At 59.6% G+C, this 16,730-nt stretch carries 14 protein-coding genes; 10 read left to right on the forward strand and 4 right to left on the reverse strand.

The window, feature by feature from the left end; all coding sequences use genetic code 11:
* The first annotated feature begins 347 nt into the window (after positions 1-347).
* The 4 genes from SRB521_RS11315 (at position 348) to SRB521_RS11330 (ending at position 6,708) form a co-directional block, all read left to right on the forward strand.
* Positions 348-2,339: a sigma-54 interaction domain-containing protein gene (locus tag SRB521_RS11315; RefSeq protein WP_052082384.1), complete on the forward strand. Its 1,992-nt coding sequence runs from the start codon at positions 348-350 to the stop codon at positions 2,337-2,339.
* A 158-nt stretch (positions 2,340-2,497) separates the two neighbouring features.
* Positions 2,498-3,637 carry an acyl-CoA dehydrogenase family protein gene (locus tag SRB521_RS11320; RefSeq protein WP_116721862.1) on the forward strand — a complete coding sequence of 380 codons (1,140 nt, stop codon included), beginning with the start codon at positions 2,498-2,500 and terminating at the stop codon, positions 3,635-3,637.
* Positions 3,638-3,720: 83 nt separating this feature from the next.
* Complete coding sequence (locus tag SRB521_RS11325; protein ID WP_165366629.1) at positions 3,721-5,364, forward strand: class I adenylate-forming enzyme family protein; 1,644 nt, start codon at positions 3,721-3,723, stop codon at positions 5,362-5,364.
* Between the two features lie 474 nt (positions 5,365-5,838).
* On the forward strand, positions 5,839-6,708 hold the full coding sequence (locus SRB521_RS11330) for a MaoC/PaaZ C-terminal domain-containing protein (RefSeq protein WP_075703485.1): 870 nt from the start codon (positions 5,839-5,841) through the stop codon (positions 6,706-6,708).
* A gap of 286 nt (positions 6,709-6,994) precedes the next feature.
* Here the strand turns inward: SRB521_RS11330 and SRB521_RS11335 are convergent, their stop codons facing one another.
* Complete coding sequence (locus SRB521_RS11335) at positions 6,995-8,203, reverse strand: ATP-binding protein (RefSeq protein WP_116721864.1); 1,209 nt, start codon at positions 8,201-8,203, stop codon at positions 6,995-6,997.
* Between the two features lie 193 nt (positions 8,204-8,396).
* Here SRB521_RS11335 and SRB521_RS11340 point away from each other — a divergent pair, with 193 nt between their 5' ends.
* Positions 8,397-8,939, forward strand: coding sequence for a stage V sporulation T C-terminal domain-containing protein (locus SRB521_RS11340; protein ID WP_033116353.1), 543 nt, complete (start codon positions 8,397-8,399; stop codon positions 8,937-8,939).
* Between the two features lie 570 nt (positions 8,940-9,509).
* Here the strand turns inward: SRB521_RS11340 and spoVAC are convergent.
* Positions 9,510-9,953 carry a stage V sporulation protein AC gene (gene spoVAC, locus SRB521_RS11345; RefSeq protein WP_033116354.1) on the reverse strand — a complete coding sequence of 148 codons (444 nt, stop codon included), beginning with the start codon at positions 9,951-9,953 and terminating at the stop codon, positions 9,510-9,512.
* Between the two features lie 114 nt (positions 9,954-10,067).
* Here spoVAC and SRB521_RS11350 point away from each other — a divergent pair, with 114 nt between their 5' ends.
* The 3 genes from SRB521_RS11350 to SRB521_RS11360 are packed head-to-tail and all read left to right on the forward strand — an operon-like array spanning position 10,068 to position 12,361.
* Positions 10,068-10,550: a DUF6530 family protein gene (locus SRB521_RS11350; protein ID WP_075703484.1), complete on the forward strand. Its 483-nt coding sequence runs from the start codon at positions 10,068-10,070 to the stop codon at positions 10,548-10,550.
* Positions 10,550-10,915, forward strand: a complete 366-nt coding sequence (locus SRB521_RS11355) for a GIY-YIG nuclease family protein (RefSeq protein WP_058117239.1) — start codon at positions 10,550-10,552, stop codon at positions 10,913-10,915. Before SRB521_RS11350 ends, SRB521_RS11355 begins: the two co-directional genes overlap by 1 nt.
* Positions 10,916-10,960: 45 nt before the next feature.
* Positions 10,961-12,361 carry an MATE family efflux transporter gene (locus SRB521_RS11360; protein ID WP_116721865.1) on the forward strand — a complete coding sequence of 467 codons (1,401 nt, stop codon included), beginning with the start codon at positions 10,961-10,963 and terminating at the stop codon, positions 12,359-12,361.
* Between the two features lie 193 nt (positions 12,362-12,554).
* Here SRB521_RS11360 and murC read toward each other — a convergent pair whose 3' ends face one another.
* Positions 12,555-13,925, reverse strand: a complete 1,371-nt coding sequence (gene murC / locus SRB521_RS11365) for a UDP-N-acetylmuramate--L-alanine ligase (RefSeq protein WP_116721866.1) — start codon at positions 13,923-13,925, stop codon at positions 12,555-12,557.
* A gap of 110 nt (positions 13,926-14,035) precedes the next feature.
* Between murC and SRB521_RS11370 the strand changes: the two genes are divergently transcribed.
* Positions 14,036-15,043, forward strand: a complete 1,008-nt coding sequence (locus tag SRB521_RS11370) for a tRNA nucleotidyltransferase/poly(A) polymerase-related protein (protein WP_116721867.1) — start codon at positions 14,036-14,038, stop codon at positions 15,041-15,043.
* Positions 15,044-15,097: 54 nt separating this feature from the next.
* Here SRB521_RS11370 and SRB521_RS11375 read toward each other — a convergent pair whose 3' ends face one another.
* On the reverse strand, positions 15,098-15,685 hold the full coding sequence (locus SRB521_RS11375; RefSeq protein WP_033116358.1) for a TetR/AcrR family transcriptional regulator: 588 nt from the start codon (positions 15,683-15,685) through the stop codon (positions 15,098-15,100).
* A gap of 112 nt (positions 15,686-15,797) precedes the next feature.
* On the opposite strand from SRB521_RS11375, the gene SRB521_RS11380 reads away from it, so the two are divergent.
* A complete protein-coding gene (locus SRB521_RS11380) occupies positions 15,798-16,679 on the forward strand; it encodes a DegV family protein (protein WP_242976535.1) in 882 nt (293 codons plus the stop codon).
* Positions 16,680-16,730 lie beyond the last annotated feature (51 nt).

Genomic DNA, 16,730 nt, shown 5'->3' on the forward strand with positions numbered 1-16,730 from the left:
AATATATGCAAGCGCCATGCCAAGTCTGGGGCATCTGCCGGAGTCCTTCCGGTTTCATTGGAAGTCCAGGCCCCTTGACTCGCCCAACCCCCCAAGGCTCTACGCAGTACATAAATCGCATCTGCCGGCCTCTGTGCCCGAGCTGTGTCACTGACTGTCCCAATTTGCGCGGAACAACGTCCCATTTTGTGACACCCTCGTGCCCGCTCCCATTCCATTCCGCCCCCTCCCCAGTTAAAATTTTGTTATTTTATTCTCAAATATTGTATGCTATAATTTTACTTCAAGGTGGGATGGAACGATTGCATGCGGCCTGCCTCATTCGTATTTTACAGGGAGTGATAGCCATGCTGACACAGGACGACAGGAGGCAGCTTTGGGACCAACTGCACGCCGGAGGGGCACAGGACCGGCTGTCGCCTTTCCTGGCCGCCGCTTGGGCCCAGTGCGCTTCGATGGGAGTGAAGCCTGATCTGGACGCACTGCCGTGTTTGCCTCCAGAGCAGTTTGAAGAGGCAAAATGGAATGCCATCAGGGCATATGGCTACGCCAATCGCTTCCTTTTTAAGATGCTTCCGCTTGTCTCCAATCCGAACATGGGGTTTGCGCTGTTCGACCCGAAAGGTGTCCTCCTCAAGCTGTATGGCGCAGAAAACATCCAGTCCTGGTGCCGCGCCCATGGCATTGCCCGCAATACCGTCTGGCGAATGGAGACCATCGGCGCCAATGCGGTAGCCCTGGGCCTACAGCAGTACAAAACTATGTCCACGGTTGGAGAGGAGCACTACTGCAAGCCGCTGCTGGATGTGGCCGTCCATTTTTCTCCCTTTGTCACCGACAACGAGCAGAGACCGGGCGAGTACCTGTGCCACGGCGGCATGGCCCTCCTGCTGCCGGCAGAGCAGAGTTCTCCGGACTATCTGCTCCTGGCCGCCGCAGCAGCCTATGACGTGTCCCTGCATATGTACATGGGGGATAACTTACATAGTATGTATCTACCGGATAACCGCGGCATGTTTTCCGTTAATATTAATGTGACCAATGGGAAGTGTCATATTCTCTACCACAACGCCAATATCTTTGACACGTTTAAGATCCCTTATGAAAACCTATATTACCAAAAGGTCGAGCAGCTGCTGGATCCCCTGCCCAGCAATCAGGATTTTTGGAGTATTCTCAAAGAGGGGAAAACCGTTTTTGAAAAGCAGCTCACACTCAGTGTTCATGGGAGGGAGAGCACCTATCTTGTCACAACAGAGCCGTACCATCAGAGCTATTTAGGGTTCAAGGGTATTCGCTTCTTCATTGCTGCGCCCAGCCAAATTTCTTCCAACGTATCCCGCCGCATCGGCAACAATGCGATGAAAACATTTGACGATATCGTCGGAGACAGTCCTCAAATAATCTCCGCGCTCCGGCTGGCCCGTGGTATTGCCCGCAGCGACAGCAATACCCTTTTGCTGGGTGAATCCGGTGTGGGCAAGGACATCTTCGCCCAAGCCATCCATAATGCCAGCGCCCGCCGGGACAAGCCTTTTATCGTTCTCAACTGCGCGGCCTTCCCCCGGGACCTGATCGCCAGCGAGCTCTTTGGCTATGAGCAGGGGGCGTTTACTGGTGCAAAGCGGAACGGAAATATCGGGAAGTTTGAATTGGCAAACACCGGCACCATCTTTCTGGATGAAATCGGCGAGATGCCTTTGGACCTCCAGGCCACGCTGCTGCGTGTCATTGAGCAGAAGGCATTCATGCGCTTGGGCGGCAGCACAGTTATCCATGTAGATGTAAAGATCATTGCCGCCACCAACGCGGATCTGATACATCTGGTGGAGCAGAAAAAATTCCGGGCAGATCTGTACTACCGTCTGAGCACCCTTCGTTTAAACATACCGCCCCTCCGAGATCGGGGAAATGATGTGATCCTGCTGGCCCGGCACTTCGCCCGCGTAGTCTGCCACAGGATACAGCGGTCGGTTCCCGCGGAGCTTGCGCCCGATGCCGAACAGCTGCTGCTCCAGCTCCCCCTGAAGGGCAATGTCCGGGAACTTCAGAATCTGATTGAAGGGGTCATCCAGCTCAACTCCGATTTCTACATTGAGGCCAGGCATTTTCAGGAGTATCTGGGGATGTCCCCCGCCGGAGAAGAAGACTCTGTTCTGCCGCCTCCGCCAGACGCTCCTGCCTCTACCATTGGGACAGCGCCTCCGCAGCAGTCTCTGACGAGGGAAGCCCTGGAACATGCTCTGTTGATAAACCGGTTCAACAGAACCGATACCGCCCGGTATTTGGGCGTATCCAGAAGAACCCTGTACAGATGGATGGAGCGATACCATCTCTAAAAACATATCGTCTGCCGAAGTGATGGCCGAGCCGCTTTCCTCTGCGGCTCGGCCATCACTTTTTCTTTTCACCTCCCGCCAACTTGGCATCCGGATTGCAAGTAGTCTTTATGTACTCCAGTCAGATTACTACAGATTTTAAATGATGAGGTGAAAACATGATTTTTGATTACATCCAGACGACAGCGGAGCAAAAGGACATTCTGGATATTGCGCGTCAAATCTGTGAGAAGGAGTTGCTTCCGCAGGTACCGGAGCTGGACCGCACCGGCACCTACCCCAGAGATGTGGCAAAGAAGCTCTTTGATGCCGGCCTGTACGCCCTTGAGGTTCCGGAGCAATACGGCGGCATGGGCGTCAGCCATGAGACCAATTTCCTTCTGGCGGAGACCCTGGGTTATTATGATGCCGGGTTCGGCTTCACTTTCCATGCCGGCAGTATGGGCGCCGAATGTATTTTCATGGGCGGAACAGAGGCACAAAAGCAATTCGCGGCCAACGAGCTGCTCAATGGCAAGACGTTTGCCTTCTGTCTGACCGAGCCGGCCTGCGGCTCTGACGCCGCCTCCATCGCCACCACCGCCACCCGCGAGGGGGATGCGTACGTTATCAAGGGCAACAAATGCTTCATCAGCGGCGCCGAGCTCGCAGACTACTTCGTTGTTGCGACCACGATTGATCGCAGCCTGAAGTACAAGGGGATCACGCTGTTTCTGGTAGAGAAGGAGCGCGGCGTACAGATTGCCAAGCATGAGGAGAAAATGGGGATCCGGCTTTCCCCCACCAACGAGGTGGTCTTTGACGACATCCGTGTACCTGCCGACCACATGATCGGCGCGGAGGGCAGGGGCTGGGGCATCGTGATGCGCAATATGGAGGTCGTCCGCCCCACGTCCATGAACTTTGCTACCGGGATCGCCATGCGCGCTGTAGATGAGGCTGTCAATTACGCCAAGGTGCGCACCCAGTTCGGCCAGCCCATCATCCGCCTGCAGGGGCTGAACTTCCTGCTGGCTGAGATGCTGGAGCGGACAATGGTGTCCCACGGCGCACTGATGAATATCGCCCATCTCCTGGATCACGGCATGCCTCTCAACGGCATGGGCTCTGCGACAAAGATCTATGCCTCCCAGACCGCCTCCTGGGTCGCTTCCAAAGCGGTGGAGGTTCTGGGCGGATACGGTTATATGCGGGAGTATCCTGTGGAAAAGCTGATGCGCGACGCGAAAATTTTTGAGATCTTCGAGGGCACCAACCAGATCCAGCAGGTCGTCCTCGGGGCGATGCTCAGCAAGTAAGCCCGCTCCATACCCCCCGGCCCCAGGCGGCGCACGGGTCGCCGCCTGGGGCGCTTCGGATTTGCATGATCAGGAGGCAATGTATGTTAGTCACGGATCTGCTGCGCAGAAATGCACACCTGTGGGCACGGGAGACCGCCCTGGTAGCCGTGGAGGCCGCCAACTTGACCGATCCGGGTCCTGAGTCGTATTTGCTGCGCCGGGAGTCGCTGACTTGGGAAGAAATGAACCGACAGGCCAATCAGATCGCACACTTCTATCTCTCCATCGGCATCCACCGGGGCAGCCATGTGGGCCTTATGATGAAAAACAGCATCGAATGGCTGCCCATATACTTCGGCATACTAAAATCCGGCGCAGTCGTCGTGCCCCTTAATTTTCGCTATGATGCGGATTCCGCAGTATACAGCATCCGATTTGCCGACCTGGATGCGCTGATTTTTGATGCGGACGCCTCTTCTGTGATCCAGCAGATTTTAACGCGGACTTTGGGTCTGCGCTCTTTTCTGTATATGGGGAGTCGGGAGGACTGTCCTGCCTTTGCCTTTCCGATCCAGGACATATGGGAGACCCAGCCTGAAAACGAGCCGGACCTCCCGCCCCTGGAGCCGATGGAAGACGCCGCCATCTACTTTTCTTCGGGTACTACCGGCGTTCCCAAGGCGGTGGTCTACAGTCACGCCACCCTCGCTTCCGCCTGTGAACGGGAGCGGTACCACCATGGGCAGATGCACGGCGACTGCTTTCTGTGTATCCCCCCGCTGTACCATGTGGGCGCCAAGCTTCATTGGATGGCCAACCTGCTGGTAGGAGCCAGGGCAGTGCTGCTCAAGGGCTTTACTGTTCCCGCCTTTTTCCGCGTCGTCCATCAGGAGCGCGTTACCATCGCTTTCCTGCTGCTCCCATGGCTTCAGGATATCCTGGTTGCGCTGGATGCGGGCCGCATCAGCGATGTTGCCGATGCGCTGTGCTCCCTCCGCCTGATCCACACGGGGGCCCAGCCCATCCCTCCCAGCGTGGTGGAGCAGCTCCGGCAGCACTTCCCACAGATTGCGCTGGGCATCAGCTATGGCCTGACGGAGGCGGGCGGCCCAGGCGTGCTGAATCTGCGTATGGAGGACATCGAACGAAGCGGCTCTGTAGGGCTGCCGCCCCCCGGTTGGCAGGCCCAGGTTGTGGATGACGCAGGTAATGAGACGCCCCCGCAGGCGCCGGGCGAACTGCTTCTTAAGGGACCTCACATGATGAGCCGCTACTATAAGAGCGAAGCGGCAACGGAGGAAGTTCTGGCCGGAGGCTGGCTCCACACCGGCGACATCGCGTGCCGGGACATAGACGGGTACTACTACATCATAGGCCGCAGGAAGGAGATCATCATAAGCGGCGGGGAAAATATTTACCCGCAGAGGATTGAAAATTTCCTGCGTCGGCTTCCAGGCGTAAAGGACACGGGGGTTTTCGGTCTGCGGCACTGCCGCCTGGGCGAGGCCGTGGCGGCACAGATCGCGCTGGCCCCCGGCGCCTCCTACACAGAGGAGGAAGTATTGGACTACTGCCAGGGTCTGCCCCGCTTTGAGCGGCCCCTGCGCGTCTTTTTCGGACCGGTCCCCCGAAACCCCACCGGAAAAATTGAGAAGCAGCTTCTGCAAGCTCTATATCAGAATGAGCCGCTCCCCATCCGCCGAGGCGGCCCCATTCCCGGCTCCAGCCAAGAGTCCTCGCCATGATCCATTTCCACTTTCCGGCCAGGCTCCCCCAGCGCATCGTTATCTACACACTTGCTCTGTCCTTTTGCTCATTTGGTCACCTGAAAGGGGCCCGGGAGGGGACGCTCCTTTCCGCTGCGCTGGTGGCCCTCTGATTCCCGTTATACGCCGCAGTGTCAGGCCCCTCATCGATCCTCCCTGTTTCCCGGAACGTGAAGCCGGCGCCCCCGGATGATCCAATTTATATCACGCCGCTTGGTGTGGGGCGCCCTTGACGGAGCTGTGCTGTTTTAAAAGACGACGGCAATAAGGTGTGCAGTTCCGGCGCGGCACACTTTGGCGGGTTGTCCGGCCCCATGGCGCACAGGGCTGGCTCCGCCTGACACAACACCATACCGACGCATCGCTATACTCCCACACGACACCCAGATGATAGATCCACCCATTCCGGCAGGCGCGCATAGCCGCCCTGCCGCTGTATGCAAGGAGGCTTGTATGAAGGAACTCAACCGCAGCGTAATTGGAACCACTACCGGCCCGCAGACCTTTGAATATACATGGCGCGACTGCGCCATCTATGCCCTTGGGGTCGGAGCCGGCCCGGATGAGATGGAATATCTCGACGAGGACGGCCTCAAGGTCATCCCGTCATTTGGCGTAGTTCCCTATTGGGGAACCTTTGGCATCAACCCGCCGCGGGCGATCCCGACGCCAATTAACTGCACTATGGGGCTGGACCGTCAGGGCAGCCTTCACATGGCCCACAAGCTCGTTCTCCATAAACCCATCGATCCGATGGGCGGCAAGCTCACCTTTGAAGATTCCGTGGTGGAGCTTTACGACCGCGGCCCCGGGAAGGGCTGCGTCATGCGCACAGATTTATCCGCTTATGATGAGAAGGGCGAGAAGGTATTCAGCAATATCGGAGATACCCTGTTTGCCGTCTATCAGGCCCCCGACTCCCCTCCCTTCCCCAAGAGCAGTACCGTGATTCCTGAGCGTACCCCTGATTATGTGTGTCCCGATTATATCGCCCCCAACCAGAATCTGCTCTACCGGATGTCCGGCGACACGAATCGGCTCCATGTCGATCAGAAGGAGGCCCATAAGCAGGGCTTTGACAGGCCTATCATGCAGGGTCTGTGCTCATTTGGCTACGCATGCAGACTGGCGGTGAGGGAATTGATTCCCCATGCGCCAGAGCGCATGACCTCCATGGAGGCGCAGTTCCGCAGCCCGCTGTTCCCGGACACCAAAGTTGAGCTACACATCTGGAAGGTGCAGGACGGTCTGGCATATTTCCGTATGCTCGCACCCGAAAAAAAGCAGATCGTGCTGGAAAAGGGCTGTTTTATGTGGAAATAGTCTCCATAAACAAAGACGCAGGCTAACCTTGCACAGCGTTCAAAAGGGACGCTCAACGCACCTTTGTCTTGGACTTCTGCCGCTGGACCTGTCGGAAGGCATAGCTGAGATGCATCATAGCCCTCACTCGCCGGCGCACAGCATAGTCAGCACCTATACAGGACTTATCTATGTGTTTAGTGGCAGCAAAGTCCGTTCCGACATAGCCGGCGGTCCTCTTTGTCAGTGGAAAATCAAGGAGCGGCGCGGACCCAAAAGGCCGCGCCGCTCCTTGATTTTCCGCCGCCTATTTCGCGCTCAGGCTGGCTAGGAACTGCCGCGCCCCCCGAGGGGTGCGACCCGGGAATTTCATATCCCATTTGACCGCCTCCCGGCGCAGGTCCGCCGCATCCACATCCATTCCCTTTCGGCGGGCCAGCTTTTCCACCAAGTCCAAAAACTCCCCCTTGGAAAGGCCCAGATAGGGAATCCTCAGTCCGAAGCGGTCCGAAAGAGCAGTCTTTTCCTGAATGGTCTCCTGAGCGTCCACCTCATCCCCGGCCCGGTCGCTGAAGGTCTGCCGCACCAGCAGGCGGCGATTGGAGGTAGCATAAATGGCCACATTGTCCGGCCGCTTTTCCAGCCCGCCCTCCAAAATGGTTTTTACCACAGAATAGGTGCGGTCATCCTGGTCGAAGGCCAGGTCGTCGATGAAGAGAATAAACCGCTGCTGCCGTCCCGCCAGACTGCGGATCAGCCCCGCCATATCCCGCAGTCCATCCTTCTGGACCTCAATGAGCCGTAGGCGGTCAAATCCCGGTACGGACAGCAGCGCTTTTACCGTGGCAGACTTTCCGGTGCCGCTGTCGCCGTAGAGGAGCACGTCATTGACTCTTCGCCCTTCCAGAAAGGCCCTGGTGTTGGCGATCACCTGCTCCCGCTGAAGGGTATAGCCCAGCATCTCCTCCTCGGCGGGACAGTCCGGGTCGGCCACCGGAATCAGTGCCCCGTCCGACCAGAGGAAGGCCCGGTAACGGGCGAAGCGTCCCGCCCCATGCACCCGGTAAAACTCGGTGAGGGATTGGAAGGTGAAGGGCGCTCCCGCCCTCCACCGGGGCAATCCCGCCAGCACAGGGGCAAACTCCTCCGCCAGCCGCTTAGCCATGGAGGAGATCAGCCGGTCGCAGTCCAGACCGGCCAGCAGAGCAAGCGTCTCGATATCCCGGCGGGCGGCGGACTCCAGCGCAGGATCGCACACACCCGTGCCCAGCGCCGTGGGATAAGGGGACTCCAGATACCGCAGTTTGTCCCAAATCCACTCCCCGAGTCCCATATTTCCCTCCCGGCGCAGTCGGTAGAACACATCTGTGTATGCCTCCAGTGCCTCCTCACCCCGGTTTTTTACCAGCGCATCCAGCAATCTCCGCACTGAGCCCATCAGGGGTTCCTCCATCAGGGCCCGATAGCTAGAAATGCCCAGCAGGGCCGCGCGCAGCTCATGAATCATTGTTCTCATGCCTCTCCGTCTTTTCTTTGAGCTACAGGATAGCACAAACAGGCCCCCTCGGCAAGTCCTCCGTCAGAGCTTTCCCTTTCGCATTTTAAATATTTTACTTCCAAATGAAACCATCCCTTCCTGCCGCATAGGGAAAAGAATCCTGTGGATACTAAGGACTGTTAGAAAAAGAAGTGCAGGAGGAATTTTATATATGAAAGCCACAGGCATTGTCAGGCGCATCGACGACCTAGGCCGTGTCGTGATCCCCAAGGAGATCCGCCGCACGATGAGAATCCGCGAGGGCGACCCCCTGGAGATCTATACCGACAAAGACGGCGGCGTCATTTTTAAAAAATATTCCCTGATGGGTGGACTGAGCGACTTCGCCGGCCAGATGTGCGAGACTCTGAACAAGACCACCGGACGGATTGCCGTAATTACAGATCGGGACACCTGCATCTCCGTAGCCGGAACGGCCCGCCGGGAACTGGCCGATAAGCGGATATCCGCGGAACTGGAAAACATCATGGAGGGCCGCCAGATCTATCAGCGCAAGGAGGCGGACAGTCCGCTCCCCATCTGCGAGGACACGGACAAATACCTTCTGGACGTGGCCGCTCCCATTCTCTCCGAGGGTGATGTTCTGGGCTGCGTCCTCTTCGTCGCCGCCCCCGGGGACGCCCCCACCGGCGAGACCGAATACAAACTGGCCCAAACCATTGCGGGCTTTTTAGGCCGCCATATGGAGACCTGAGCCCCTCCAGAGCTCCCCCCTTGTCCGCCTGAGGTCAGGTCCGGCATCGGGGGAGCTTGTTTTATGCAAAGGGAGGCTCGTGCCGCCTATCAAACTCCTCTTAATACAGCACAACCCCCCGGTCATCCGAATGTGACCGGGGGGCTACACGTGATTCTGGATTTCGATCAAATTGGTTACCTCTGACTTTCTGCGGATTTTTAACGCGCCAAACATCCGGTGCCTTGGGGAAACGACCTTTGCTTGCAGTTACCACTCGTACAACCAGTCGCACATTCGGTTCCGTCGTCTGCGATACTTCGCTGGAGGTTTGCCGTGTGCCTTCTCACGATCAGTGAGCCTTGTCAGGGAACTTGCGCTGCGGGGGTGGTTTTCCTTTGCCTCTGGACCTTCAACGCGGTGGACGCCGCCTAGGTTCGACGCCCGGTAAAGGGATTCGTGAGCTTTGCCTTAGTACATCGGACTCACCTCATCCTTTCTGGTTATATAATACAACATAATTGCAGTTTTGTCAAGCTCTATTTGTAAGAAATTCTAAAAACTTATGTAGAGAGGGGACTTCCCCTCCCTTCAGCCTCTGAAAAAGAGGACCAGAAGAATCCCATAGAGAATCGACGCGCTGATCCCAAACACCAGGACCGGCCCCGCCACGGTGAACAGCTTGGCCCCGGTGCCGGTGATGAACCCCTCGCTTTTGAACTCCAGCGCCGGAGAGACCATGGCGTTGGCGAAGCCGGTGATGGGCACCAGCGTGCCCGCTCCCGCCCGCTTGGCCAGCTTGTCGAAGAGCCCCAGTCCCGTAAGCAGAGCGGCTGCGAAAATGAGGGTCATCGATACGGCGCTCCCTGCGTCCTCCGCCGTGAGTCCCGCCTTTTTGTACAGGTTCAGCAGCCCTTGTCCCACCGTGCAGATCAGTCCGCCGATCACAAACGCCCATATCAAATTTTTTAGGATGGGCGAGGGTTTGGACTTGCCGTTGACATACTCCCCATATTCCTTATTGGTCATATCCATAAAACGCTTCCTCCTTTGGCTCGCATAGTTTTCCCCTTGACAGTAAAAAACATGCGTGTTATACTCACATTACTAAATTACTTATTTACTAATTTACTAAATGGAGGCATTGCCATGAAGATCCCCACCGCACTCAGGCACAAACCGGTCATCGTAGCTGAGGACTATGAGCACGTTGACGGTCGGAACGCCTATCAAACCGACACTAAGGGCCTCTCTCTGGGCCTTGCACAATGGAACGACCGGGGCAAAGTGGACATTTCCGCCAAAGTCTGGCGCTATACCGGCGAAAAGTGGTCCCGGCAGTCGGAGGAGCTCCCTCTCCACCGGGTCCTGGACCTGGCCATCCTCACCTGTCGCTCCCTGCTCTATTTCCGGGAGGAGGCCTACCGCTACCCAAAGGGCTACGACGAGGCCCACCCGGTCATCGACCGGGTGGGCCTCCAGGGGGATGCCATGACGGTGGCGGTCTGCACGGAAAACGACCATATCAGTGAGGATGTCCGCCTCTTTCGGGAGGCTCTGAGCCGGGACGGAGAGCTTCTGGGGGAGCGGATGCGGCTCCTTGCCGGTCTTTTGAAGGAGATGGGCTACTGATGTCCACCAGTGCGGAACGGAAAAAGGAGCTCACCGCCGCCTACAAGTCTCGTCCCACCGAGGGCGGTATCTGTGCCATTCGGAATACCGTCTCCGGGCGGATCCTGGTGCTCACCGCGATGGATCCCAGAGGTCAGCAGAACCGCTTTCTCTTTTCCGCGTCCACCGGCTCCTGCACCTTTCTTCCCCTTCAGGAGGATTGGTCCCGCTGCGGCGCCTCCGCTTTCACCTTTGAGATCCTGGAGACCCTGAAAAAGCGCCCCGAGCAGACCGACCGCGCCTACCGGGAGGACCTGGAGGTGCTGGCCGAGGCGTGGAAAGAGCGGTTGACGGCAGAGGGTGCTCTGCTGTATAATAAAAAATAATCCAATCAATATTTTTTTATAACGCAGAGGGGACGGGGATCCTACGTGGGAGCAACCACACCGGCAAGGCTGACGGGCGGCGGAGACCGCCTGCGTATTCTGGCCCATCTGGCCTGGCCCGCCATCATCGAGCAGATCTTGGGCACGATGGTGAGCTATGTGGACACCGGCATGGTGGGGGTCCTGGGCGCCACATCCACAGCGGCGGTGGCCATCAACGCCGCCTCCATCTGGCTGGTCAACGGCACCTTGGCCGGGATCGGCGTTGGCTATTCGGTCCAGGTGGCCAATGCCATCGGGGCGGGTGACCCGGAGCAGGCCCGCCGTGTCATCCGGCAGGCGGTGCTGGCCACTGCGGCTGCCGGTCTGGCCGTCCTGGCCGTGTTCCAGCTTTTGGCCTCCTATATCCCTGTCTGGCTGGGTGCCAAGCCGGAGGTGCTCCCTTATGCCGTGGAGTATCTGCGCTTTTACTCCCTGGGCCTTCCCTTCGCGGCCGCGGTATCTGTCTTCTCCTCCATTTTGAGGTGCATGGGAGACACCAAGCGGCCGCTGCTCTTCAACACAGCGGCCAACCTGCTCAACATCGTCTTTAACTTCTTCCTTATTTACGAGACTCGGCCCGTCTCCCTGCTGGGCCGCACTGTCACCATTCCAGGGGCCGGACTGGGCGTGGCCGGCGCCGCTATCGCCTCGGCCATGGCCCTTGCAGCCGCCGGTGTCCTCACCTTCCGCGCCGCCTTTGACCGTCGGCGGGAGATCCACATCGAATGGGGAGAGGATTTTCATCCGGACAGGGCCATCATCCGGCAGGCGGTCCACTTGGGCGTTCCTTATATCGCGGAGCGCGCCACCATCAACCTGGGCCAGGTCGCCATGACCTTTGTGGTGGCCAAGCTGGGCACAGTGGCCCTGGCCGCCAACCATATCGCCACCACTGCAGAGGGACTGTGTTATCTCCCGGCCTACGGCATCTCTTTTGCCGCCACCGCCCTGGTGGGACAGTCGGTGGGGGCCAAAAATCGGGAGGACGCCAGGGCCTATGGCACCTTGGCGGGCATTGCCGGCTTTCTCCTCTGCTCCGCCACAGGGTTGGCCCTCTTCTTCCTGGCCCGCCCTCTGGCCGGGCTCTTCACCACGGATCAGGCGGTCATCGACCAGGCCGCGCTGGTGCTGCGCATCGTGTCTGTGTCAGAACCCTTCTTTGCCGCCTTCATCGTGCTCTCCGGCGCCCTTCGCGGCGCCCACGATGTGCGCTTTCCCATGTTCCTGGCCCTCTTCTGTATGTGGGGGGTCCGGGTGGTCTGCGCCCCCATTCTGGTCTTTGTACTGGATGTGGGCCTGGCGGGCGTCTGGACCGCCATGGCGGCCGATCTCATCTTCCGCGGCGTGCTGTGCGCCTTTCGCTGGAAAAGTGGGCGCTGGGTGGCCAAGGCCGGGCTGGAGTAAATGTTCTCCGGAATCTGACCCTGCCCGGCCAGCTCTATATCCGCCGCGTCAACAGGTGGACTTTCCGCGTCGCCGTCACGGTCGCCGCAAGTCCGCCGAATCGATGGGTTCTGATACAAAGTCAATACAAAGTGGGGGCCATCGTTTCTGGAAACGATGGCCCCTAAAAATATGCTGATTCAAGTTGGTACGCTCACGCTTCGCCGATCAGGGCCTCCCCGGCGGTGTAGATGTCTCCCGCCCCCACGGTGAGGATGAGGTCGCCCGGCCGGGCCAGCTCCCGCAGGGCCGCCGTCACCTCCGGCAGGGTGGCGCAGTAGCGGGCCCCCGGGATCCGGGCCGCCAGATCCTTGGAGGAGATGCCGATGTCATTGGTCTCCCTGGCGGCATAGATCTCTGCCAGCAGGGCCACGTCCGGCTGCTTGAGCACCTCTACAAAGTCATCGAAGAGCGCCGCCGTGCGGGTGTAGGTGTGGGGCTGGAAGGCGCAGATTACCCTCTGATAGCCCAGAGTGTGCGCGGCATCCAGCAGCGCCTTCAGCTCGCCTGGGTGATGGGCGTAGTCGTCATAGATCTCCGCGCCGCGAAAGCTCCCCTTATACTCGAAGCGGCGCCCCGCCCCGCCGAACTGCCCCAGTCCGCGCTCCACCGCCTCTCCGGACACCCCCAGGGCGGCGGCGGCGGCGGCGGCGGCCAGGGCGTTCTTTACATTATGGAGCCCGGGCACCCGCAGGGAGACATGGGCAAACCGCTCCCCCCGCAGGATGATGTCAAAGCTGGGCAGCCCCTTTGACCAAGTGAGGCCCGCGGCATGCACGTCGCCCTCCTCCAGGCCGAAGGTGGTGACGGGTCGGGTCTCGCCCGCCAGGGTGTGCATGGTGTTCTCATCGTCCCGGTTGGCAATGATGCGCCCGCCCTCAGGCACCAGATCGGCAAAGGCCCGGAAGGAGCTCTCCACATCCTCCAGGTCCTTGAAAAAGTCCAGATGATCGGCCTCAATGTTCAGGATGACGGCAATGGTGGGGAAAAAAGAGAGGAAGGAGTTGCAATACTCGCAGGATTCCAGGATGATGGTGTCCCCGGCGCCCACCCTGTGGCCCGCCCCCAGCAGGGGCAGGGTGCCGCCGATCATCACGGTGGGGTCCAGTCCCGCCGCCATGATGATATGGGTGCACATGGAGGTGGTGGTGGTCTTGCCGTGGGTCCCGGAAATACACAGAGCGTTTTGATATCCCTTCATAATGGCGCCCCATGCCTGAGCCCGTTCAAAGACGGGTATCCCCCGCGCCCGGGCCGCCGCGATCTCAGGGTTGCTGTCGTGGACGGCGGCGGTACGGATGATAAGCTCCGCATCCCCCACATTTTCCTCTCTGTGGCCGATGGCCACGGGAATCCCCAGGTTCCGGAGATGTGCTACGGCGGGGCCCTCCCGCATATCGGAACCGGTGATGACCATGCCCGCACCGTGGAGGACCTCCGCCAGCGGAGACATGGACACACCGCCGATCCCCACCAGATGGGCCCGGCGACCGGGGGCGATATAGGTATGGATGTTGTGATCCATGGGTTTACACACCCTTTTTCAAAGTTTATAATGGGACTATTCTCAAATATTATATTATACGGCCATTATAGACCTCAGGCAAGCAAAAGATACCAAAAAGGGGAGAGAAGATGGATTGGAATCAGGTGCCCACCCCGGTACGGGTCTGCTGCGCCGCCCTCTGGGAGGCCGGATACGAGGCCTGCCCCGTGGGCGGCTGTATTCGGGACACCCTGCTGGGGCGGCCGCCCGGGGATTGGGATGTGGCCTCCTCCGCTCTTCCGGAGACGGTAGTCTCCCTCTTCCCCCGCACCGTACCCACGGGCCTCCGCCACGGCACCGTGACCGTGCTGCTGGGAGACATGTCTTTGGAGGTCACTGCTTTCCGGCGGGAGGGCGACTATGCCGACGGGCGGCATCCGGACGCCGTGTCTTTCGGCGTGGGGCTCCGGGAGGACCTGGCCCGCCGCGACTTTACCGTGAACGCCATGGCTCTGCGCCGGGATGGGACCCTGGCAGACCCCTTCGGTGGGCAGGCAGATCTGGACGCGGGACTGATCCGCTGTGTGGGAAACCCGGACCGCCGCTTTCAGGAGGACGCGTTGCGCCTGCTGCGGGCCGTGCGCTTCGCCGCCCAGTTGGACTTCACCCTGGAGAACGGTACCGCCGCCGCCCTGCACCGAAACGCCGGTCGTCTGGACCTTGTATCCGGTGAGCGCGTCAAGGCGGAGCTGGAGAAGATCCTGCTCTCCCCCCGCCCCGCCCTGGCCGCTCTCCCCGCTGAACTGGGTATGCTCACCCGCTTCGGAGTTCCCGCCGCCCCTGTGGACCTGCGCGGCCTGGAGAGCCTTCCCCCCACGCCCGAAGTCCGCTGGCGGCGATTCTGCCGGGTCTCCGGCCTGGATATCACGCGCCTCCCCGTGGAGAGGCGCATCCGCCGCGCGGTGCTCCGCTCGGAGGGCCCCGAGCCGGTCCTCACCGGGCGTGACCTCTATGACCTGGGCCTGCGGGGCGGCGAGATCGGCAGGGTGCGCAAGGCCCTGGAGGCCTTTGTGCTGGCACACCCCGAGGCAAATACCCGGAGGGCCCTGCTGGACAGGGCAGATGCACTCAAAGAGGGCCTGAGGCCGCCGGAATGACCGGCGGCCTCAGGCCCTCTCTTTATATTTTATACTGCTATGCCCTCCGGGGCCTCAGGTGTGGAAGAGAGTGGCGAAGAGCTTATAATCCTCCTGCATCTTGGGCAATAATGGGTAAGAATACTGGTGGAGGGCCCAGTCGATGACCACGCCCCGGAAATGACGAAAGCAAAAATCCGCCACCCACTCCGGCGGATGTTCCGGCCTCAGGAGGCCCTCCCCCTCCGCCTGACGGAAACAGTCCAGCATGGCCCTGAGCGTATAGCGGGTGGCGTCCATGCTCCTGGTCCCCGGCTCGGCGATGCGCCGCTGATAATAGCGGCCGATGAGCTCTCCGCTTTGCTCCATGAATTTGGCATAAGCCGAAAGGATACGCCACAGCCGCAGGTCCGGCGGCTCTCCCTCATGTCCCGCCAGCGCCCCCGCCATATAGTCGTCCAGAGGGGCGAACCCGCTCTCCAGGAGGGCCTCCTTAGAGGAAAAATGATGGTAGAAGGCGCCTGTAGTGATTCCCGCCTCCTTGCAGATGTCCCGGATGGACACCTTGTCAAAGCCCCGGTCCCGCATCAGGTCCAGCGCTGCATTCAGGATCCTGCGCTCCGTCTCTTTCCCCTGGAGCTTCCTCCGCTGGGCGTAATCCATCTTGTTTCCCCCTTCCGGCAGTTGACAAGATATCTTTCGTGTCCTATAATAACTATGGCATAACAATGTTATGTGATCCTATTATAAGCTGGGGCGGGAGCCCTGTCAATAGATGGAGATGATCACCCCTATGGCGCCTCGTAAAATTGCCCTGCTCACCGATTCCACCGCCGATCTGACGACTCAGGTCGCGGAGGAGAACCACATCCACGTCGTTCCCCTGCGGATCCGCTGTGCCGACGGCGAATATTCCGACGGCGTGGATATCCATGCCGCCGATATCTATACCCGGCTCCGGGCGGGCGAGCTGCCCAAGACCTCCCTTCCCGCGGGGGAGGACATCACGGCGGCCTTTGACCGCATCCGGGACGAGGGCTATGACGGCGTCATCGCCGTCATGCTCTCAGGGGGCCTCTCCGGCACCTATAATATGACACGCCTGCTGGCGGAGGAGCGCCGGGACCTTGAGATCAAGGTCTACGACTCGGTGAGCGGTTCTCTGGGCATCGGCGTCACCATGCTCCAGTTGGCGGAGGATCTCCGTGCGGGCGCCTCCTGGCGGGAGCTCACCCACAAGCGGGTGCCTCAGCTCATCAAGAACACCTTCCCCTTCTTCTCCGTGGACACGCTGGAATATCTTCAGCGGGGCGGCCGCATCGGCAAAGTGACCGCCATGGCGGGAACCATGCTCCAGATCAAACCCCTCATCACCTTTGCCGCCGACGGACAGCTTCAGTCCATCGCCAAGGTGCGCGGGCGGAAACAGGTCATGGACAAGCTCATCGATCTGGTGGTGAAGGCCTGCGGGAATCACAAAAAGTACAATCTGGCCGTGGCCAACGGGGGAGCCCCGGAGGAGATGGCCGTCCTCAAGGAAAAGCTGAAGGCGGCCCTCCCTTATTACGACCATATCTGGGACGGTGAACTGGACGGCACCTTGAGCGTCTACATCGGCGACGGGGTCCTCGGCACCTGCGTGCAGGTCCTGGATTAGGGCCTGTTGGAATGCGGCTGCCATGCCCTTTTTTGTCCTCACACAAGGAAT

This window comes from Intestinimonas butyriciproducens (assembly GCF_004154955.1).
GTDB classification, from domain to species: domain Bacteria; phylum Bacillota; class Clostridia; order Oscillospirales; family Oscillospiraceae; genus Intestinimonas; species Intestinimonas butyriciproducens.

Excerpts from the sequence above, each read along its gene's own strand:
- SRB521_RS11315 (WP_052082384.1), top strand. The coding sequence starts at position 348 with ATGCTGACACAGGACGACAGGAGGCAGCTTTGGGACCAACTGCACGCC.
- SRB521_RS11320 (WP_116721862.1), top strand. The coding sequence starts at position 2,498 with ATGATTTTTGATTACATCCAGACGACAGCGGAGCAAAAGGACATTCTG.
- SRB521_RS11325 (WP_165366629.1), top strand. The coding sequence starts at position 3,721 with ATGTTAGTCACGGATCTGCTGCGCAGAAATGCACACCTGTGGGCACGG.
- SRB521_RS11330 (WP_075703485.1), top strand. The coding sequence starts at position 5,839 with ATGAAGGAACTCAACCGCAGCGTAATTGGAACCACTACCGGCCCGCAG.
- SRB521_RS11335 (WP_116721864.1), bottom strand. The coding sequence starts at position 8,203 with ATGAGAACAATGATTCATGAGCTGCGCGCGGCCCTGCTGGGCATTTCT.
- SRB521_RS11340 (WP_033116353.1), top strand. The coding sequence starts at position 8,397 with ATGAAAGCCACAGGCATTGTCAGGCGCATCGACGACCTAGGCCGTGTC.
- spoVAC (WP_033116354.1), bottom strand. The coding sequence starts at position 9,953 with ATGGATATGACCAATAAGGAATATGGGGAGTATGTCAACGGCAAGTCC.
- SRB521_RS11350 (WP_075703484.1), top strand. The coding sequence starts at position 10,068 with ATGAAGATCCCCACCGCACTCAGGCACAAACCGGTCATCGTAGCTGAG.
- SRB521_RS11355 (WP_058117239.1), top strand. The coding sequence starts at position 10,550 with ATGTCCACCAGTGCGGAACGGAAAAAGGAGCTCACCGCCGCCTACAAG.
- murC (WP_116721866.1), bottom strand. The coding sequence starts at position 13,925 with ATGGATCACAACATCCATACCTATATCGCCCCCGGTCGCCGGGCCCAT.
- SRB521_RS11370 (WP_116721867.1), top strand. The coding sequence starts at position 14,036 with ATGGATTGGAATCAGGTGCCCACCCCGGTACGGGTCTGCTGCGCCGCC.
- SRB521_RS11375 (WP_033116358.1), bottom strand. The coding sequence starts at position 15,685 with ATGGATTACGCCCAGCGGAGGAAGCTCCAGGGGAAAGAGACGGAGCGC.
- SRB521_RS11380 (WP_242976535.1), top strand. The coding sequence starts at position 15,798 with ATGGAGATGATCACCCCTATGGCGCCTCGTAAAATTGCCCTGCTCACC.